At 64.5% G+C, this 20,237-nt stretch carries 18 protein-coding genes and 1 tRNA gene; 11 read left to right on the top strand and 8 right to left on the bottom strand.

The genetic code is table 11. The annotated features are described in order from the left end of the window. The first annotated feature begins 1 nt into the window (after position 1). Positions 2-322, top strand: coding sequence for a hypothetical protein (locus AAFG16_RS12780; RefSeq protein WP_092216787.1), 321 nt, complete (start codon positions 2-4; stop codon positions 320-322). Then, on the top strand, positions 319-573 hold the full coding sequence (locus AAFG16_RS12775) for a hypothetical protein (protein WP_092216788.1): 255 nt from the start codon (positions 319-321) through the stop codon (positions 571-573). Before AAFG16_RS12780 ends, AAFG16_RS12775 begins: the two co-directional genes overlap by 4 nt. 267 nt (positions 574-840) lie before the next feature. Here AAFG16_RS12775 and AAFG16_RS12770 read toward each other — a convergent pair whose 3' ends face one another. Further along, on the bottom strand, positions 841-1,173 hold the full coding sequence (locus tag AAFG16_RS12770) for a hypothetical protein (protein ID WP_244553781.1): 333 nt from the start codon (positions 1,171-1,173) through the stop codon (positions 841-843). Positions 1,174-1,354: 181 nt separating this feature from the next. On the opposite strand from AAFG16_RS12770, the gene AAFG16_RS12765 reads away from it, so the two are divergent. Then, complete coding sequence (locus AAFG16_RS12765; RefSeq protein ID WP_248890107.1) at positions 1,355-1,624, top strand: hypothetical protein; 270 nt, start codon at positions 1,355-1,357, stop codon at positions 1,622-1,624. On the opposite strand, the gene AAFG16_RS12760 is transcribed toward AAFG16_RS12765, so the two are convergent. The 6 genes from AAFG16_RS12760 to AAFG16_RS12735 form a co-directional block, all read right to left on the bottom strand. Continuing rightward, positions 1,563-2,372: a metallophosphoesterase gene (locus AAFG16_RS12760; protein WP_342739365.1), complete on the bottom strand. Its 810-nt coding sequence runs from the start codon at positions 2,370-2,372 to the stop codon at positions 1,563-1,565. The two genes, AAFG16_RS12765 and AAFG16_RS12760, sit on opposite strands and share 62 nt — an antisense overlap. Positions 2,373-2,504: 132 nt before the next feature. Beyond that, positions 2,505-2,580, bottom strand: a tRNA-Lys gene (locus tag AAFG16_RS12755). Between the two features lie 158 nt (positions 2,581-2,738). After that, complete coding sequence (locus AAFG16_RS12750) at positions 2,739-3,335, bottom strand: Spy/CpxP family protein refolding chaperone (RefSeq protein WP_342739364.1); 597 nt, start codon at positions 3,333-3,335, stop codon at positions 2,739-2,741. Positions 3,336-3,557: 222 nt separating this feature from the next. After that, positions 3,558-4,574 carry a TRAP transporter substrate-binding protein gene (locus tag AAFG16_RS12745; protein WP_342739363.1) on the bottom strand — a complete coding sequence of 339 codons (1,017 nt, stop codon included), beginning with the start codon at positions 4,572-4,574 and terminating at the stop codon, positions 3,558-3,560. A gap of 272 nt (positions 4,575-4,846) precedes the next feature. After that, complete coding sequence (locus AAFG16_RS12740; RefSeq protein WP_027560443.1) at positions 4,847-6,409, bottom strand: 2-isopropylmalate synthase; 1,563 nt, start codon at positions 6,407-6,409, stop codon at positions 4,847-4,849. A 590-nt stretch (positions 6,410-6,999) separates the two neighbouring features. Further along, positions 7,000-7,263, bottom strand: a complete 264-nt coding sequence (locus AAFG16_RS12735) for a hypothetical protein (protein WP_342739362.1) — start codon at positions 7,261-7,263, stop codon at positions 7,000-7,002. 318 nt (positions 7,264-7,581) lie between these two features. On the opposite strand from AAFG16_RS12735, the gene AAFG16_RS12730 reads away from it, so the two are divergent. The 8 genes from AAFG16_RS12730 (at position 7,582) to uvrA (ending at position 18,870) form a co-directional block, all read left to right on the top strand. Beyond that, a complete protein-coding gene (locus AAFG16_RS12730; protein ID WP_283084869.1) occupies positions 7,582-8,820 on the top strand; it encodes an SMP-30/gluconolactonase/LRE family protein in 1,239 nt (412 codons plus the stop codon). Positions 8,821-8,919: 99 nt separating this feature from the next. Continuing rightward, positions 8,920-10,020, top strand: coding sequence for an FAD-dependent oxidoreductase (locus AAFG16_RS12725; protein ID WP_342739361.1), 1,101 nt, complete (start codon positions 8,920-8,922; stop codon positions 10,018-10,020). Between the two features lie 287 nt (positions 10,021-10,307). Beyond that, entirely contained in the window at positions 10,308-11,522 is a 1,215-nt protein-coding gene (locus AAFG16_RS12720) for an ABC transporter substrate-binding protein (RefSeq protein WP_283086861.1), read from the top strand. Between the two features lie 102 nt (positions 11,523-11,624). Beyond that, on the top strand, positions 11,625-12,500 hold the full coding sequence (locus AAFG16_RS12715; RefSeq protein ID WP_283084867.1) for a branched-chain amino acid ABC transporter permease: 876 nt from the start codon (positions 11,625-11,627) through the stop codon (positions 12,498-12,500). Position 12,501: 1 nt separating this feature from the next. Next, positions 12,502-13,428 carry a branched-chain amino acid ABC transporter permease gene (locus AAFG16_RS12710; RefSeq protein ID WP_342739360.1) on the top strand — a complete coding sequence of 309 codons (927 nt, stop codon included), beginning with the start codon at positions 12,502-12,504 and terminating at the stop codon, positions 13,426-13,428. Beyond that, positions 13,428-14,909 carry an ATP-binding cassette domain-containing protein gene (locus AAFG16_RS12705; protein WP_342739359.1) on the top strand — a complete coding sequence of 494 codons (1,482 nt, stop codon included), beginning with the start codon at positions 13,428-13,430 and terminating at the stop codon, positions 14,907-14,909. The genes AAFG16_RS12710 and AAFG16_RS12705 overlap by 1 nt, the downstream gene beginning before the upstream one ends. A 40-nt stretch (positions 14,910-14,949) precedes the next feature. After that, a complete protein-coding gene (locus AAFG16_RS12700) occupies positions 14,950-16,185 on the top strand; it encodes an ABC transporter substrate-binding protein (RefSeq protein ID WP_283084864.1) in 1,236 nt (411 codons plus the stop codon). Positions 16,186-16,347: 162 nt separating this feature from the next. Continuing rightward, positions 16,348-18,870 carry an excinuclease ABC subunit UvrA gene (gene uvrA, locus AAFG16_RS12695; protein WP_342739358.1) on the top strand — a complete coding sequence of 841 codons (2,523 nt, stop codon included), beginning with the start codon at positions 16,348-16,350 and terminating at the stop codon, positions 18,868-18,870. A gap of 61 nt (positions 18,871-18,931) precedes the next feature. On the opposite strand, the gene AAFG16_RS12690 is transcribed toward uvrA, so the two are convergent. Further along, positions 18,932-20,236 (bottom strand): MSMEG_0569 family flavin-dependent oxidoreductase, encoded by a 1,305-nt coding sequence (locus tag AAFG16_RS12690; protein WP_342739357.1) that lies wholly within the window; start codon positions 20,234-20,236, stop codon positions 18,932-18,934. Position 20,237 lies beyond the last annotated feature (1 nt).

Here is a 20,237-nt window from a genome sequence, read left to right as displayed (position 1 = left end):
TATGTCGATCGAAGAGAAGGCACTGCGGAATGGTATCGAGTCCCACCTGCGCGGCGAGCAGCCGCCGCCGGCGGTGCTGGCGAAGGCGCCGAGGCTGGAGCAATGGGCGCCTTCGATCCAGCACGGTCCCAACGGGGGCTACTACATGACCCTGTACGGTTTTCCGTTCGGTCATCCTTGCCTCGCCGACGGGAAACAGTCCTCGACGGGCGAGGTCGTATGGCTCGACCGTCGTTGCCGGTGGGCGCAGACGCGGAATACGCTCTGGCAGCTCGGCGAGCCAGAAGGCACAGAGATCCCTATCGAAGGGGTCGACATATGACACCGGAGATGCAGCGGCTGCTGGAGCGTCTGCAGACCGGCTGGCGGCCGCGGTCCGACGAGATCGACATGCGCATCAGCCAGCGCAGGCTGTTCGATTGGTCGTTCGCGCCGTCGTTCTCGCGCCCTGAAGCGGTGCTGATCGGACGCCCGGAGAGCCGGCAGGGCCTGGTCCGGACTGACGAGATACTTTGGATCGACGCCGAGCTGCGCTGGGCGCTCTGCGAGGACAACTTCTGGTGGCTCGACTAGCCGAACGGGAAGCCAACACAACCTGGCTTCCCATTTTGCAGGGTTGCCGAAAGAAGGATTTGGGACATCGCGGCCTCCAAAAGAAGGATTTGGGACCGCAAAGAAGGATTCGGGACGCCTCCGTCGCTTCGTCCTTGTCGGGGCGGCTGAGGGGCGCATCGGCTTGCTGAGCGACGACGAGCTGAGGGCCGAGATCGAGGCGGGTGGATCGACCGTCCAAGAATGTGCGGCGAGAGTTCAGCGAGCAGTCGACGGAGCTATCGAGCATCACCGCAAGTCAGGCCAGCACCCGTCTTCTTCGTGCCTCCCTGTCCTGTGCGCGCAGCCGTCGCCGAGCAGGCGGACGGCGACCAGCTTCCATAGCGAGTTGCCGTCGTACCTCCGCAGCGCTTCCTTTCGCGACACAGTGACGACCCGGAAGCACTTCAGGCACTCGACCTTCAGCTCCGAGGACCTGATCTCCGCGAGCGTGCGATCGGCGCGCGGCTTGTTCGTCGCCGCCCTGGGATCCGCCAGCACGCTCGCCCACCAGGCGTCCTCGTCGTTGACGCCCGCGCGCTTGCGCTGGTTCTCGGCCAGGCGACGCGCAGTCTCCTCCACACGTTGCTGCTTCGCAGTCGGGAACCGCCACTCTGCACACCTTCTTCCGGCCATACGCTAGACTCCAATTGACCGGAGAACGAATAGAGAACAAGATGGTTTCACAGTCAACAGATGCAGCGATGAGGTGACGCAGCCGCGGCTTCGTCACCCGAACGCTGCATGCTCCAGGAATCCTTCGATGTCAGATCCCGCCGAGCAGCAACCCGTCGACGAGGCCGCCGAGCTAGAGGTCGCGGCCGCTCAGGCGATCGAGGCGTGCGGCGGCGACATGCTCGCGACGGTGAAGGCGCTGATCGTCGCGAACTCGCTGCTCGAGGCGGAGCTCAGCGAGGTCTACGCGAAGGCGTCGCATGGATTCCTGCGCGGCCGGCGGGTGAAGACGCGAGTTACGGGCGCCAAGCCGGGCGCGGAGTCCACTCCGGAATCTCGACGACGAGATCAGGAATGAACTGTGGGTTTGGCTCCCAGGCGTAGCCGTGGGGATTGCAGACGACGCGGGTCTCTCCGACCGCATAATCGAACGTGTTGTGCACGTGGCCGTGGATCCAGAGGGATGGCTGATGCTCCTCGATGAGGTCGGAGAGATCGCTGATGAACGAAGCATTGATCGCTCCGTCGTCCGCGTAGCGCTCATGCAGCGAGCGCGGATGCGGCGCGTGATGCGTCACGACGACGGTCGGGCCGTCGTGCTCCTCGGCAAGACGCTCGGTCAGCCAGCGGCGTTCAGTAGTGTGCCGCTTCAGCGCCTCTAACGGAGTGAACGCCGCCGGGAATTCCGCGCCGCCTGAGGTCCGGATCATCTTGTGGTCGTTGATCCACTTGCCGGCGTGCAGCCCGTGCGCCTGGCTTTCGGCATCGAAGCGGTAGTCGGTCCACATAGTGCAGCCCAGGAAGCGAACGCCTCCGATCACCGGCACCGCGTCGGCGTCCAGGAAGGTGACGTTGGTGCGGCGCGCAGCGTCGCGGATCACGGCGGCGGCGTCCTGCAGGACGCTTCCGTAGTATTCGTGGTTGCCGGCAACGAACAGGATGGGCTTGCCCCACAGAGCGCGCTGGTTGGAGATCCAGCTCACCGCCCGGTAGGCATTGTGAACGTCGCCGGCGAACACCGCGACGTCGAAGTCGAGGCCCTCGGGTACGGTGTAGTCGTGCGACCACGCCTCGCCGTGCAGATCCGATGCGATGAAGAGCTTCATGGCCGGACGATCGCGCCCGCGACGGCAAGAGGCAAGGACTCGATGTCGGAGCACTTTGCCCCCGGTTCGCCCCCGGCCCCGTCTCGCGAAGGATCGCCAAGCGGTTTAATTCAACGATGTGAAGGGGATGCTTGGTGGGCGCACCAGGGCTCGAACCTGGGACCCGCTGATTAAGAGTCAGCTGCTCTACCAACTGAGCTATGCGCCCGAAAGGCGGTCAAATGCCTTGCGAGGCCGGTCGTTTAGCAAAGCGATCCGGGTCTGGCAAGCGATGCGGTGAAGGTTTTTCCACAGTCCCCAAAAAGCGAAAAGCCGCTGGATTCCAGCGGCTTCGCCAAGGTTAATCCCCGTAAAATCCGCGGTGGCTCAGAGCCGGCCCTCCCGGTCCCGGTCCGGAGCGTCGTCACGGTCGAAACGATCGCGGCGGAAGTGCTCCATGCCGCGCTCCATCATCCGGTCCATTCCCCGTTCCATGAAGTGCCGGGGCGGGCCGTCCTCGCCGCCGCCGAACGGGCCGCGGTGACGGGTCAGCACGGCGAGGCGCCGCTTCTGGCCCTCGTCGAGCGTCTTGTAGAGGGGATCTGCGGCATCGGCGATCTTCTTCAGGGCGGCGGAGGCCGCGCCCATGTCCTCGGCGCGCTGGCGCAGGCGGGCGACCGGATCCTCCGGCTTGTCGGCATCGCCGGGACCGGCATTCATGCGCGCATTGGCGCGGTCGATGCGCAGCTTGGCGAAGTCGCGCACGGCGGCCTCGACCGGCGGCCACAGCTTCTCCTGATCGGCGTTGAGCTTGAGCCCGGCATGGACGGCGGCGATCCGCGCGTCGACGAGGGCGGCACGGTCTTCCGGGTTCATGCGGATGTGGCGGAAGTGCTCCATCCACGGACGATGATATTGGGCATAGACCGCGCCCGAGCCGGCGATGCTGAGCGCGGCGATGGCGGCGACGGTGAACTTCCTCATGACGAGCCTCCTCTGGAAGGATGGGCGTGAGGATGAGCGCCAAGTGGCTGACGCGCAACTTACAACTTGGACAGGGAGCACGTTCTTACGGAGATGTAACTACCGTGAATGTCCGTTCAGATGCACACTGAAACGATTTGCAACAGAAAGGGCTTCCGTGCCGGCACGGAAGCCCTTTGTTCATGCATTATATATCCGTGCACGACTTAGTTCGTCGCGCGCTTAGTTCGTCGCGCTCTTGGCTTCCTTCTGGAACTCGTCGATCAGCGGCTGGCCGACGCGGCTTGCGGCATCCTTGTAGACCGGCTCCATCGCCTTCCGCATCGCGGCATCCTGCTCCGGCGTCAGCTTGATGATCTCGCTCTTGCCGCTCTTCTTGATCTCGGCGAGCGCGTCGTCGTTCTCCTTCTGCGACTGCGCGTTGTTGAAGTCGGTTGCTTCCTTCATCGCCTTGGAGAGCTGGTCGCGGATGTCGGCCGGCAGGTCGTCCCAGAACTTCTTGTTCACGATCACGACGTAGCCGATGTAGCCGTGATTGGTTTCGGTGATGTACTTCTGCACCTCGTGCATCTTCTGGGTATAGATGTTCGACCAGGTGTTCTCCTGGCCGTCGACGACGCCGGTCTGCAGCGCCTGGTAAACCTCCGAGAACGCCATCACCTGCGGCAGCGAGCCGAGCGCCTTGAACTGGGCCTGGAGCACGCGCGAGGACTGGATGCGGAACTTCACGCCCTGATAATCGGCGGGAGTAATCAGCTTCTTGTTGGCGCTCATCTGCTTGAAGCCGTTGTCCCAGTAAGCGAGACCGGTGATGCCCTTCGGCTCGAGCAGCTTGAGCAGCTTGGCGCCGAGCGGGCCTTCCGTCACCTTCCGCAGCGTCTTCAGGTCGGGAAGGATATAGGGCAAATCGAACACCTCGAACTCGCGGATGCCGAGCGGGCCGAACTTGGAGTTCGACGGCGCCAGCATCTGCACGCTGCCGAGCTGGAGCGCCTCGAGCTCTTCCTTGTCCTTGTAGAGCGTCGAGTTCGGGTAAACCTCGACCTTGACCTTGCCGTTCGTGTACTTCTCGGCGAGCTCCTTGAACTTCTCCGACGCCTTGCCCTTCGGCGTGTCGGTCGCGACCACGTGGCTGAACTTGATGATGATCGGCGATTGGGCCGATGCCGGCCCGGTCAAGCCAAGATTCAGACCAAGTGCCAGTGCCGCAATGGACGCGGCGATCGCGAAGCTACGCATAATCTCTCCCTTGTTATTCTCTTGGGCAGCCCAGTGTGAGCGGCCTAGCCTCTATGCGAGAGCATCAATAGCGGCTGGGAGAGACAGCCGCTATTGGCCCTTAGCAGGGCAGCTATTCACCATGAATGCCGCTGCGCCCCCTCTCCCGCTTGCGGGAGAGGGTTGGGGAGAGGGTCTCTCAACAGTGGGACTCCCCTAGAGGAGAAAACCCTCACCCGCCGCCCTTCGGGCGTCGGCCTCTCCCGCAAGCGGGAGAGGCGAAGTCAGCAACGTCAGCTCGCCGCCGCCGTCGTCACCGTGTCGCGCTGGCGCTTCATGACGATCTTGTTGAGCGCGCCGAGATACGCTTTCGCGGAAGCCACCAGCGTGTCGGGATCCGCCGCGCGCGCCGTCATCGAGCGGCCGTCCTGCGACAGGCGCACCGAGACTTCCGCCTGCGCGTCGGTGCCTTCGGTCACCGCATGGACCTGATACAGCTCGAGCTTGGCCTCGTGCGGCACCAGGCGCTTGATGCAGTTGAACACGGCGTCGACCGGACCGTTGCCCTCGGCCTCCTCGATCTTGATCTGGCCGTCGACGTCGAGCTTCATGGTGGCGCGCTGCGGGCCATGGGTGCCGGCGATCACGGTCAGCGAGGTCAGCTTGATGCGGTCGTGCGAGGCCGCCATCTCCTCGTCGACCAGCGCCTCGATGTCCTCGTCGTAGATGTCCTTCTTGCGGTCGGCGAGCGCCTTCATCCGCGTGAACGCATCTTCCAGCTGGTTCGGGCCGAGCTTGTAACCCATCTCCTCCAGCTTGTGCACGAAGGCATGGCGGCCGGAGTGCTTGCCCAGCACCAGCGAGGACTGCTTCAGGCCGACCATTTCGGGCCGCATGATCTCGTAGGTGGAGGCGTCCTTCAGCACGCCGTCCTGGTGGATGCCGCTCTCATGCGCGAACGCGTTCCGGCCGACGATGGCCTTGTTGTACTGGACCGGGAACGAGGTCGCCGCCGACACCACCTTGGAGGCGCGGGTCAGCTGCGTGGTGTCGATCTTGTTCCAGTACGGGAATTTGTCGTTGCGCACGTTGATCGCCATCACGATCTCTTCGAGCGCGGCGTTGCCGGCGCGCTCACCGATGCCGTTGATGGTGCATTCGACCTGGCGCGCGCCGCCCACGATGCCGGCCAGCGAGTTCGCCACGGCCATGCCGAGGTCGTTATGGCAGTGCACCGAGAACACCGCTTTATCTGAATTCGGCACGCGCTCGATCAGCGTCTTCATGAAGTGGGTGTATTCCTCCGGCACCGTGTAGCCGACGGTGTCGGGGATGTTCACCGTGGTGGCGCCGGCCTTGATGACCGCCTCGACGATACGGCACAAGAAATCCATCTCGCTGCGGGTGCCGTCCTCGGCCGACCATTCGACGTCGTCGATCTGGTTGCGGGCGCGCGCAACCATCGCGACCGAGGTCTCGATCACCTGCTCCGGGGTCTTGTTGAGCTTCACCCGCATGTGCAGCGGCGAGGTCGCGATCACGGTGTGGACGCGGCCGCGCTTGGCGAATTTCACGGCTTCGGCGCAGCGGTCGATGTCGGCCGGATGGGCGCGGGACAGGCCGGCGATGACGGAGTTCTTCGAGCGGCGCGCGATCTCGCTGACCGCCTGGAAGTCGCCTTCGGAGGTGATCGGGAAGCCGGCCTCGATGACGTCGACGCCCATATCATCCAAGAGCTCGGCGACCTCAAGCTTCTCCTCGAAGGTCATGGTGGCGCCGGGGCACTGCTCGCCGTCGCGCAAGGTGGTGTCGAAAATGATGACGCGGTCCTTGTCGGACTTGTTCGCGGGGGCCATTTCAAATTTCCTTTTGAGCTTTGGCGCCCTTCATCTGCCTTGAGCGCCTGAGGTTGTCCGGTGATCTCGTACCAACCCCTGAGTGCCCAGGCGCGTGGCGCCCAGCCGGCCCTCAGGGGCAAGTAAGAAGAAGGCCGCCAATAAGGAGGGTGGGCAGCAGCGCGGCCGGGATCGTGGCGGCGGCCAGAGCCACCTCCCCCGAAATCCCATCGATTTGGCCGCGAATCAGCATTGCCAGACCCTTTTAAGCCCCAAATCCTCGGTCAAAACCGTTGACGGTTGGTTGCCGGGAGGCTCGATGCGTCTGTTTCTAGACGAGAAACGGGCGGAACTGCAACGCCAAAAGATGGTCAGCGGAACTGACCTGATTGCGGGTGCGCGGCATTCAGTCCCGTCATCCTGAGGTGCCGGAGCGTAGCGGAGGCCTCGAAGGATGGACGGCCCGGATTCAGCCGGGCCGTCCATCCTTCGAGGGCCGCTTCGCGGCCACCTCAGGGTGACGGTGACGGGATTGGCGTTCGCGGCCGCCTCCACGTCATCGCGTGCGGAGTGGGGCCATCGAGAGCCTCTCGGCGGTGGCAGTCAGGCCGCTATCCCGCGCGGCGAGCGCGGGCCCGGTTCTCCCAGCGGTTCAGCATCTGGCCGAGCTCGCCGGTGGCCACGGGCGCTGCCGGCCTGGCGCTCGATATCTCATTGGTGTTGGCGGGCGCGGTGGCGCGGTCCCAGTCCGGCTTTGCATAGCCTCGCATGCGGCGCGCTTGCGCATGTCGCTTGCGGGAGATCTGGTCGCGCGTGAAATAGCCGGCCGCGAACGCGATCCCGAGCAATACGATCAATATGACAACGCCACCCACAACCAACTCCGACCTGCGCCCCGGGACATTTTGTGCGCGGCAATAAGTGCGAAATCAAGGCTTGAAATGCCGGAGGTCGTATTCGCGGAATCTTTCTGACGAGAACGAATAGTCGTTCACCTGTTGCGAGCAACCATATGCAGGTTTCCTGCACAGCGCTGCCGGCGTTTTAGACAGACTTGCGACGAAATCACGACATCCCCCCGCAATCGCCCAAAGCATGCAAAACCGGCTCTCGCAACTGACTGCGGACCGCATTAACCTCCACTACTGCTCGGCCGGATCAACCGGCCAGCCGAACATGATCGGGAGGACGCGATGACACGCCAAGAGGCTCGTGACCACGAGCAGCGTGACCGGGATGCTGCGCTTTCACGACGAACACTTGTTCAGGGACTTGCATTCGGTGCCGTGGCCACTGCGGCTGCAACCGGCTCCGCGCTGGCGCAGACGGGACCAGCCGCACCGCCAACGACAATCACCACCCCACCGCGCGATTTCAGCCCCCGCGGTGCGCCGACCACCTATTTCTGGGACCCCGACATCCTCGCGGTCGATCCATCCTTCAACGATCTCGCCCAGCCCAACACCGCGATCAAGCGCCTCTACACCGGCCTGTTGTGGGCCGAAGGTCCGGCCTGGAGCGCGCAAGGACGGTATCTGCTGTGGAGCGACATTCCCAACAACCGGCAGATGCGCTGGAGCGAGGACGACGGCCATGTCAGCGTGTTCCGCTCACCCTCCAACAATTCCAACGGCAACTCGTTCGACTTCCAGGGCCGCCAGCTCTCCTGCGAGCACCTGACGCGCCGGGTGACACGCTACGAGCATGACGGCACCGCGACCGTGCTCGCCGATTCCTATCAGGGCAAGCGGCTGAACTCGCCGAACGACATCGCGGCGCATCCCGACGGCAGCTACTGGTTCACTGACCCGCCCTATGGCGGGCAGCTCTATGAGGGCGAGCCCGATGGTCCGGGCGGCCCGAGCAATACGAGCGGCAAGCTCAATCCGCGGATCGGACAGCCGGCCGGCTTCGCGCCGGGCAAGCGCGAGCTGCCGACCAATTGCTATCGCATCGATCCCTCGGGCCGCATCGACCTAGTCGTCACCGAGGAGCAGGTGCCGGATCCGAACGGATTGTGCTTCTCGCCCGATTTCAAGAAGCTCTACATCGCCTCGACCGGCAAGGGTCCGGGCGACACCGGCCCCGGCGGCAAGGGCGAGATCTTCGTGGCCGACGTCGGCACGGACAACAAGCTGTCCAACGTCAAGAGGTTCAGCGATTGCGTGATCGACGGCGTGAAGTGCGGACCGGACGGCCTGCGCTGCGACGTCAACGGCAATCTCTGGGCCTCCAGCAATGCCGGCCGCGCCGTCGGCTATAACGGCGTCACGGTGTGGTCGCCGGAGGGCAAGCTGCTCGGCCGCATTCGCCTGCCGGAAGTCTGCGGCAACATCACCTTCGGCGGCCCCAAGCGCAACCGCCTGTTCATGGCGGCCAGCCAGTCGCTCTATGCGGTGTATACGGCAACGCAAGGCGCTGGGCCGGGCTGAGGCAGCGCGCAACTCCAACGCGGCGCCGGCGTGCCTCGCCGGCGCCGAATTGTTTTGGATAGTTCTTTCGATGCAAAAGCGATCGTCAAGGAACAAGCCATGCGCGTTGTGATCTGCGGCGGCGGCGTGATCGGAGCCTGCACGGCGTATTTTCTTCGCCGCCATGGCATCGACGTCATCGTCGTCGAACGAACCGAGGTCGCGGCTGCAGCATCGGGCAAGGCCGGCGGCTTCCTGGCGCGCGACTGGTGCGCCGGCTCGCCGCTCGATGCGCTGGCGCGCCGCAGTTTTACGCTTCACACGCAACTGCCGGACGAGATCGCAGGCGACTGGGGTTATCGCCCGATGAGCGCGTATAGCGGCTTCGTTGCGTCCGCCGGCGATGCGCGCCGGACTGCGCCGTCCGCGCTGAGCTGGCTCAGCGACGGCGTCGTCATCGCGCAGCGGATCGGCACGCCGCAGACGACCGCGATCGCGCATCCCCACAAGTTCACGTCGGCGGTGATGAACGCCGCCCTCGCGCTAGGCGCCGAGCTTCGCTTCGGCCGCATCACCGGCATCGAGCGTGATGCGGACGGCACGCGTGCGAAAGGCGTCGCGGTCGATGGCGACACCATCGCGGCCGATGCCGTCGTGGTCGCGATGGGACCGTGGTCGCTCCTCGCAGCTCAATGGATGAGCCTGCCCGCTGTCTATGGCCAGCGCAGCCCGAGCATCGTCTACGATCTCGGTCCCAACGTGCCGGCCGATGCCTTGTTCCTGGAGCATGAGGACGACGGCGGCGTCTCGATCGAGGTGTTTCCGCGCGCCGACGGCACCACGCATGTCACGGCCTTGTCCGACATCGCGCCGCTGCCGCTCGATCCGGCAGCCGTGACGCCGGACAGCGACGCGATCGCACGGCTGCAAGCCATGTCCGCGCGGCTGTCGCCGTTGTTCACCCCTGCGAAGATCATCGCGCAACAGGCCTGCTTTCGTCCCGTGACCCAAGACGGCTTGCCGCTGATCGGCAGGGTGCCGCAGAGCGAAGGTCTTTATGTTGCGACCGGACATAATGTCTGGGGCATCCTCAATGCGCCCGCGACGGGGGAAGCCATGGCACAGCTGATCGCCGAGGGCACAACGCGCGATGTGGACCTCGCGCCGTTCGATCCGAACCGGCTCCCGCCGCTCGATCCATCGCTGCTGCAAGCGCGCTGAACGCAGCAGCATCGCAGCTTTTCGCTCCACGCCTGTTATTTGCGCGCCTTCGACGCTCACGCATGCCCATCGACGAAATCTGCATGCCTGCGCGTGCAACGCGTTGTTCGCGCCTCTCCTGCCTGCAATTTACGCAGCGATAGACTTTAGTCCCCTTCTCACATTCCTGAATGCGGTTTCACTTGCCGAGAATTCCTTCGCCGTTATAGTCGCGCCCCAATAGCTCAAAGAAGCTTGGTTCAAAGGGAGAGAACAACATGAATAAAGCACTCTCTGTTGCATTGCGAATGACGCTTGGTGCGGCCGCGACGGGCGCGGTGATGGCAGCCTCAGGCGCAGCACTTGCAGCCGATCCGCTTCGGATCGGTGTGATCGCGGAAGCGCAGGCGATTGCCGGCGCCTCCATCCCGCAAGCGGCGCAGCTCGCCGCCGACGAGATCAACGCCAGCGGCGGCGTCGACGGCCGCAAGATCGAGATCATCTCTTACGACAATCATTCGTCCTCCGCAGATTCAGTGCGTGCATTCCAGCGCGCGGTGAACGAGGACAAGGTCAACGCGGTCATTGCCAGCTACATCAGCGAGGTGGTGCTGGCGCTGGAGCCCTGGGCTTCTCGCCTGAAGACGCCGTTCGTGACGCCGGGTGCTGCGTCCAACGAGATCAGCAAGAGCGTCCACGCCGATTACGAGAAGAACAAATACACCTTCCACGGCTACCTGACCTCGGCCGCGCTGGCGCTTTCGGTCTGCGATGCCGCCAAGGATCTGCTCGTCGACAAGATGCACATGAAGTCGGCCGTCATCATGAGCGAGGACGCCGCCTGGACCAAGCCGCTCGACATCGGTTACGAGGAGTGCCTGCCCAAGATCGGCCTGAAGGTGCTGGATCACATCCGCTTCTCGCCTGACACCACCGACTTCACGCCGATCTTCAACAAGATCGAAGGCGCCAAGCCCGACGTAATCATCACCGGCATCTCCCATGTCGGCGTGCAGCCGACGGTGCAGTGGAAGAATCAGCAGGTGCCGATCCCGATGTTCGGCATCTCCTCGCAGGCGACCAACGAAACCTTCGGCAAGGACACCAACCAGGCCGCCGAAGGCGTGCTCTACCAGGGCGTCTCCGGCCCCGGCGTCGCGGTGACGCCGAAGTCGGTGCCGTTCGCCGAAAACTTCAAGAAGAAGTTCGGCAACTACCCGTCCTATGCCGGCTACACCGCCTATGACGAGGTCTACTACATCGCCGACGCGGTGAAGCGCGCCGGCTCGACCGAAGCCGACAAGTTGGTCGCAGCGCTGGAGAAGACCGACTGGGAAGGCACGATCGGCCGCGTCCAGTTCTACGGCAAGGACGATCCGTTCACCCACTCGATCAAATACGGCAAAGGCCTGATCACGGGCTTGATGCTGCAATGGCAGGACGGCAAGCAGAGCGCGGTCTGGCCCAAGGACGTCGCCAAGGTCGACGTCAAGTTCCCGAGCTTCATCAAGCTTTCGAACTAGCAGGAACAGCTCCCGGGACCATCTCCCGGGAGCTTCCACATGCGGCGCCCCGCAGCACCTTCCCTCGAAGCGGCAGTTTGACTGCCACCTGGCCAATCATACATGCGAGTTTTCCAGATCCTGATCGATGGCTTTGCCATCAGCGCTCTCTACGCTCTCGGTGCCACCGGCTTCACACTGATCTTCGGCGTCTCCGGCGTGCTCAACCTCTCCCACGGTGCCATCATGGTGGCCGCAGCCGTCGCCGCCTGGGCCGCCGCCAGCATCCTCGGCGTCGGCACCTATGCCGGCGCGCTGATCGGCGTCGCGGTCGCCCTCGTCACCGCCTTCGCCACTTATTTCGCGGTGGTGAAGCCGATCCAGGATTCACGTCGCATCCCGAATGAGGAGAAGGAGATCTTCGTCCTCACTGGCACGCTGCTCTGGGGCATCATGATCCAGGAGCTGATCGCCTATTTCTTCACCAACAACGCCAAGACCGTGCTGCCAATCGTCGAGGGCGTGGTCGAGATCCTCGGCGTGCGTACGCCGCGCAACGAGATCTTCACCGCGATCGTGTGCTGCCTCGTCATCGCGCTGCTGTGGCTCCTGGTGAACCGCACCCGCACCGGCAAGGCGGTGCTGGCGGCCTCGATGAACCCGCGCGGCGTCACCCTGCTCGGGCTCGAGCTCACCAACATCTACATCGTGGTCTGGGCGATCTACGGCATCCTCGCCGGCATCGCCGGCGTGCTGCTCGGCATGTTCTTGGGCGTCAGCTCCTACAGCGTGGGACCGCTGACCGCGAGCGCGTTCTCGATCGTCGTGCTCGGCGGCCTCGGCAGCGTCTCCGGCTCGCTGATCGCGGCCTTCGTGGTCGGCTATCTCGAAACCATCACGGCCTATCTGGTCTCGCCGGCCTATCGCACCATCCCGGCGCTGCTGCTGCTCGTGTTCGTGATGTACATCCGGCCCCAGGGCCTCTTGGGGAGGCGCTGAGATGTCCACCTTCTTCACCTCGCGGCTGTTCTTCGTCTCGCTGGCCCTCGTCATCATCGCGGCGACGCTGCCGCTCTACGTCTCCGGCTATGTGCTCGGCCTGCTCACCGTCGCGTTCTATTTCGGTGTGTTCGCGATGGCCTGGGATTTGCTGTTCGGCTTCGCCGGGGAGGTCAATTTCGGTCCGACCTTCCTGATCGGCGTCGGCGCCTACACCGCCGGCATCTTGAACAACCAGTTCGGCTGGTCGGTCTATCTCTGCATCGTGCTCGGTGCGCTGGCCTCGGTCATCGCCGGCCTTGTGCTGGCATTGCCGGCGCTGCGGGTGCGCGGGCCCTATTTCGGCCTGACCACGCTGGTCGCGGTCTTGATGCTGCAGAACTTCATCGTGGTGTTCGCCGACCTCACCGGCGGCGAGATCGGCCTGACCATCCCCGATGTCATCACCATCAATTCCGGCGCCAATTACTGGATCGCGCTCGGCTTCATGACAATCTCGGCGGCGATCCTCTATGGCCTGTCGCAATCGCCTGTTGGACTCGTGCTGCAGGCGAGCGGCCAGGATCCGGTGCAGGCCGGCGCGCTCGGCTTCAACATCGTCAAGCACAAGCTCGCCGCCTTCATCGTCTCGGCGTTCTTCTCGGGGCTATCAGGCGCACTGCTGGTGTTCTACTTCGGCACCGCCTCGGTCGGCACCGTCGTCGACGTCGCGGTCGGCGTGAACGTCATCGTCTCGGCCGTGCTCGGCGGCCGGCGCACCGTGCTCGGCGCTGCGCTGGGCGCGATCTTCCTGATTGTCGCCGGCGAATTTTTGCGGCCGACCGGCGAGCTTGCGACCTTCATCGTCTCGGCAGTCGCGCTGCTCGTCGTGCTGTTCTTCCCCGGCGGCTTCCTCGGAGCGGCCCTCTCGCGCGAGGCTCGCTCGTGATGGATATGAGACTTTCAAATCGGGCCGTGCTCGAAGTTCACGGCCTGACAAAACGCTTCGGCGGACTAACGGCGGTCAAGAACCTCGGCTTCGAGGTCAGTGGCGGCGAGATCTTTGGCCTGATCGGGCCGAACGGCTCGGGCAAGTCGACCGCGATGAAGAGCGTGATGGGCATCGAGCGCCCGACCGCGGGCGAGGTGATCTTCGAGGGCGAGAACGTCGCCGGCCTGCCCGCGCACAAGATCGCGCGCAAGGGTTTTGGCATGGTGTTCCAGCACTCGCGGCCGCTGAACCGACAGACGGTGCTGGAGAACATCATGGTGGCGCTGCTGCCGGACAGCCTGTTCATGCTGTTCCCGGACAAGGCGCTGGTCGAGCGCGCCAAATGGATCGCCGACCGCGTCGGACTCGGCAACGTCATGAACCGCCGTCCGCCGACGCTGCCCTTTGCCGACCTGCGCAGGCTCGAGCTCGCCAAGGCCATCGCGCGCGATCCAAAAGTCGTGCTGGTGGACGAGCCCTTTGCCGGCCTGACGCGGGCCGAGGTCGATATCTTCTCCGACCTGATCCGCAGCTTTCGCGACGAGGGCCGCGCCGTGATGCTGGTCGACCACAACGTCAAGAGCGTCGCAGCGCTGGTCGACCGCGTGCTCGCGATGTATCTCGGCGAGGAGATCGTCACCGGCAAGGCCGAGGACGTCATGCGAAACGAGACCGTGCGCCGGGTCTATCTCGGTGGCGCCATCGAGACCCATGCGCGGCCCGAGACCAGCTTCAAGGACAAGGTGCCGCTGCTCCAGGTCGAGAATGTTAGCGTGTTCTATGGCAAGGCGCAGGCGCTGGAGAACGTCTCGATCCACGTCCACGAGGGCGAGTTCGTCTCCGTTGTCGGCCTCAACGGCGCCGGCAAGACCACGCTGTTCAACACCATCTCCGGCTTCCTGCCCTACACCGGCGAGATCGTGCGCGGCGGCGACAAGCTGCGCGGCACGTCTCCTGCCAAGATCGCTCGCAGCGGTCTCGTGCAGTGCCCAGAATCGCGCGAGCTGTTCGGCGAGATGAGCGTGCGGGAGAATCTCGATCTCGGCGGGCAGCATCTTTCCGACGACAAGCGCGCCGTGCAGCTCGCCTGGCTGTTCGAGCTGTTCCCGATCCTCAAGGAACGCCAGGGTCAGATGGCGCAGACGCTCTCCGGCGGCGAGCAGCAGATGCTCGCGATCGGCCGCGCGCTGATGATGCAGCCGCAGATCCTGATCCTGGACGAGCCGACGCTGGGCCTTGCGCCCGTCATCCTCGAGCAATTGTCCAAGGCCCTGACGAAGCTGCGGCAGACAACGTCGATCACGGTGCTGCTCGGCGAGCAGAACGTGACCTTCGCGCTGCCGCATGCCGATCGCGTCTACGTGCTGGAGCATGCCCGGATCGTCTGGGAAGGCGATCCCGGCCGCTTCGCGGCGGAGGCCGGCGCCGATTTTCTGTAAGTCCTCGACATCAACAAAAAGCATAGAAAGGGAAACGACCATGCGATCTTCAGTTCTCAGCGGCAGCTTCATCGCCTCGGCGCTGGCACTGTGCCTTGCCGCCCCGGCCTACGCGCAATCGAACGATCCGATCAAGATCGGCGTCATCGCGGAGGTGCAGTCGATCGCGGGCGCCGCAACCCCGGGCGGCGCGCAGATCGCCGCGGACGAGATCAACGCCAAGGGCGGCATCCTCGGCCGCAAGGTCGAGATCGTCACCTATGACAACAAGAGCTCCTCGGCCGACTCCGTGCGCGCCTTCCAGCGCGCAGTGAGCGAGGACAAGGTCTCGGCCGTGATCGCGAGCTACATCTCCGAGGTCGTTCTCGCGCTCGAGCCCTGGGCGGCGCGGCTGAAGATGCCGCTGATCACCCCGGGCGCCGCCTCGAACGAGATCACCAAAGCGATCCACAACGACTACGAGAAGAACAAGTACACCTTCCACGGCTATCTGACCTCGGCCGCCCAGGCCCAGCTCGTCTGCGACGCCGCCAAGGACCTGCTGGTGGACAAGCTCAAGTTCAAGACCGTCGCGATCATGAGCGAGGACGCCGCCTGGACCAAGCCGCTCGACGTCGGCTACGAGGCCTGCCTGCCCAAGGCGGGCCTGAAGGTCGTCGAGCACGTCCGCTTCTCGCCCGATACCACCGACTTCACGCCGATCTTCAACAACATCGAGAGCAAGAAGCCCGACGTGATCGTCACCGGCATCTCGCATGTCGGCGTGCAGCCGACCGTGCAGTGGAAGAACCAGCAGGTGCCGATCCCGATGTTCGGCATCAGCGCGCAGGCGCTGAGCCCGACCTTCTGGAAGGACACCAATGGCGCCGCCGACGGTGTGCCGTCGCTCGCAGTGGCCACCCCGGACGTCGCCGTGACCTCCAAGACAAAACCGTTCGCGGCCGCCTTCAAGGCCAAGTTCGGCACGCCGCCGGCCTATACCGGCTACACCGCCTATGACGAGGTGTACTTCATCACGGAAGCGATCAAGCGCGCGGGCTCGACCGATCCCGACAAGATGGTGGCCGAGCTCGAGAAGACCGATTACGAGGGCACGATCGGCCGCATCCAGTTCTACGGCAAGGACGACGAGTTCACTCACGGCCTCAAGTCCGGCCCGGGCGCGGTGACCGGCCTCGTCTTCCAGTGGCAGGATCAGAAGCAGGTCGTGGTCTGGCCCGAGAAGATCGCCGAAGGCAAGCTGAAGTTTCCGAACTTCGTGAAGTTGTCGCAGTAACGCCCGGCGCCGGCGCGCTGCCGGCAGCCCAACACTCCGCAAGGCCCGCCGCCAGCACCGCGGCGGGCCTTCGCTTTGTGCAGAACGTAACCGGCCCGCTGGCATCAAAGGACCCATCCTGCGATCTTGCCGTTAATGCCCGGATGGGGCCGGAGAAGCCAAATGGACGATCGACCAAAGCAAACTGACAGTCTGATGCAGGATGACGGCTTCGTTCGGGTCCGGGGCGCGCGCGAGCACAACCTTGGGAACGTCGACGTCAAGATTCCGCGCAACGCCCTCGTCGTGTTCACGGGCGTATCAGGCTCCGGAAAATCCTCGCTCGCCTTTGGGACGATCTACGCCGAGGCGCAGCGGCGCTATCTGGAATCGGTGTCGCCCTATGCGCGACGCCTCTTCCACCAGATGCAGATTCCTGAAGTCGACGACATCGAAGGGCTGCCGCCTGCCGTCGCACTCCAGCAGCAGCGGGGAGCGCCGACGACGCGATCGTCCGTCGGTAGCGTAACGACGATCTCCAACCTGCTCAGGATGCTTTATTCCCGTGCCGGCGATTATCCGCGCGGGCAGCCGATGCTCTATGCGGAGGCATTTTCGCCGAACACGCCGGAGGGCGCCTGCCCGACCTGCCACGGTATCGGCCGGATGCTCGACGTCACCGAAAAGTCCATGGTGCCCGACGACACCAAGACGATCCGCGAGCGCGCCATCGCCGCCTGGCCGAGCGCCTGGCAGGGCCAGAACCTCCGGGACATCCTGACGACGCTGGGCTACGACGTCGACAAGCCCTGGCGCGAGCTGCCCAGGAAGGACCGCGACTGGATCTTGTTCACCGAGGAGCAGCCGACCGTTCCGGTCTATGCCGGCTACGACGCCGCCGAGGTCAAACGGGCGCTGCGCCGCAAGGAGGAGCCGAGCTACCAGGGCACGTTCACCGGCGCCAAGCGCTACGTGATGCAGACCTACGCCAAGTCCGAGAGCGCGATGATGAAGCGCCGCGTCGCGCAGTTCATGATCACGCAGGACTGCCCGACCTGCCATGGCACGCGGCTGAAGCCGGAGGCGCTCAAGGTCAAGTTCGCTGGGCTCAACATCGCAGAGATCTCGCATTTGCCGCTCAAGCAGCTGCACGAGTTGATCAAGCCGTTCGCAAAAACATCGCCGGACAAGTCGGAGAAGGCCGTCGTCGCCCGGCGCATCTGCGAGGATCTGTCGGCGCGCCTCGCCGTCCTGCTCGACCTTGGCCTCGGCTATCTCGCCTGCGAACGCAGCACTCCCACGCTGTCGCCGGGCGAGCTGCAGCGTCTGCGGCTGGCGACACAAGTCCGCTCCAACCTGTTCGGCGTCGTCTACGTGCTCGACGAGCCGTCCGCAGGCCTGCATCCCGCCGACACCGAGGCGCTGCTGCGGGCGCTGGACCGGCTGAAGCGCGCGGGCAATTCAATCTTCGTGGTTGAGCACGAGATCGAGGTGATCCGGCATGCCGACTGGCTGGTCGATGTCGGGCCCGACGCTGGCGAGGGTGGCGGACGCATCCTCTATAGCGGGCCGCCCGCGGGGCTCGGCGGCATCGCGCAATCGCGAACCGCGACCTATCTCGCGCATCCGCGCAAGAAGCTGCCGACGACCCGCCGCGCGCCGAAAGGGCATTTGAAGATCAGGGGTGTGGTCCGCAACAATCTCCGAGGCCTCGACGTCGATATCCCGCTGGGCGTGATCACCGGCATCACCGGCGTATCTGGCTCCGGCAAATCGAGCCTGATCAGCCAGTTCTTGGTCGATGCCGTGGCCGATCATCTCGGGCACACGCTTGCCGCCGATCCCGAGGATGACAGCCTGGCGCCCACGATCGCGACATTGGGCGGCAGGATTGTCGCCGGCCTAGATCAAATCGATCGCCTGGTCGTCGTCGACCAGAAGCCGATCGGCCGCACGCCGCGATCGAACCTTGCAACCTATACCGGCCTGTTCGACCATGTGCGAAAACTGTTCGCGGCAACGCCGCAGGCCAAGGCTCGCCGCTACGATGCCGGGCGTTTCTCGTTCAATGTCGCGAAGGGCCGGTGTGCGACCTGCGAAGGCGAGGGGTTCGTTTGCGTCGAACTGCTGTTCCTGCCCAGCGTCTATGCGCCCTGCCCAACCTGCAAGGGCGCGCGCTACAATGACAAGACGCTGGAAGTGAAGATCCGCGAAAAGTCCATCGCGGACGTGCTGGCGATGCGCGTCGACGAGGCCTTCGACTTCTTCGAGGGCGATGCCACGCTGAACCGGTCGCTGTCGGTCGTCCGCGAGGTCGGCCTCGGCTATATCCGCCTCGGTCAGTCCGCCACCGAATTGTCCGGCGGCGAAGCGCAACGCATCAAGCTGGCGACCGAGCTGATGCGTCCGCAACGCGGGCACACGCTCTATGTCCTGGACGAGCCGACCACCGGTCTTCACCCACGCGATGTCGAGCGCCTGATCGCCCAGCTCGACCGGATCGTGGAGGCCGGCAACAGCGTGGTCGTGGTCGAGCATGACATGGATGTCGTCTCCCACAGCGACTGGATCATCGATCTCGGCCCCGGCGCCGGCGACGAGGGCGGCAAGATCGTCGCATCCGGCACACCGCATCAGGTCGCCAAGAACAATGGGAGGAGCAGCGGGAAGACGGCGCGCTATCTTGCCCGCCGCCTGGAGCAGTGATGGGCCTGTCCCGGGCATGGTCGCCTCGCCTCACCTATTGAGGGCGCGTAGTCGCGCAAGGTTAAACGGCTTCTCGCGCGGCATCTTGCGAGAACTCGCGTCGGCCGGCTCGATACGCGTCGGCATGCGATGCGCTCGATCGCTCCTTGATATGGTCTGCAACGAACTCTGCATCACGACCGATGCCGACGAACCGACCCGAGCCCCAGGTGTAGAGCCACGGCAGGCCGACCACATAGGCACCGTCGACCGACGTGATGCCCCGCTTGTGGGTTGGATAACCGGTGCCATCGAACATCGGCAGGTCGACCCAGGACCAGTCGGACCGGAAGCCGGTCGTCCATACGATGCTGCTGATGCCGCTCGCTGCGAGATCGAGCTCCGTGGGCGCCGCAGTGGGGGACCACACGGGCTCATAGTGAGGCGTCACGGGCGCGGCGATTCTGTTCTTTACGATGTGCTCGTCGATCATTCGGCAGATGCCGTTGTAGACCCGATCGGCATTGTCGAGATTGACCTGGAGATCGTCGCCAAGCTGCAAGGACGTCCCACGGCCGTCCTTGAGGCGACCGTAGAGCTTCATGCCCTCAAGCGCGAACCTGCGCAGGTCGATGTCGCGGCCGCCGTCTCGCCCGGTCAGGTAATGGTTGGCATTCTTGCGAACGCCTTCCTTTAGCGAATGCCTGTCGACGGGCAAGTCGTACTGCCCGAGATCGTCGAGCCAATCGACGGCGTCCCGGCCGCGATAGAAGCGCGGGCACCGCGGCGCGCTGCCGACGGCGAGATGCACCTTGCGGCCGGCCAGATGCAGGTCTTCGGCGATCTGGCAGCCCGACTGTCCGCTTCCAACGACGAGGATCTCGCCGGGCGGCAACTGCTCCGGATTGCGGTAGGCTGAAGAGTGGATCTGCGTGATCGACGGATCGAGCCGGTCCGCAAACGGCAGCACTTTCGGAACGTGATATCCGCTGACGGCCAGCACGACGCTGTCGGCAGCGATCTCGCCGATTGTCGTCTCGAGCATGAAGCCACGACCGGACTGCCTGAGGCGTGTGACGGCGACGCCCTCGCGGACCGGAGCATCGATGTGCCTGGCGAAATCCTCGATGTAGGTGACGATCTCGTCACGCAGCATGAAGCCATGCGGATCGCTGCCGGCGTAAGGAAAGCCGGGAAGCCGGCATTGCCAGTTCGGCGTCACGAGGCAAAACGCGTCCCAACGCTGCGTCTTCCAGGAATGCGCGATGGTGTTTTTCTCCAGCACGACATGGGCGACGCCGCGCGCCTTGAGTTGCGCGCTCATGGCAAGGCCGGCCTGGCCGCCGCCGATCACGACGACCGGATAGTGTGTGTGAAGGTCGGACATG

Origin of the sequence: Bradyrhizobium sp. B117, assembly GCF_038969555.1 — a bacterium.
Lineage (GTDB): Bacteria > Pseudomonadota > Alphaproteobacteria > Rhizobiales > Xanthobacteraceae > Bradyrhizobium.
Note: the sequence above shows the minus strand (reverse complement) of the source record. Positions and strands in the feature narration are given on the sequence as shown.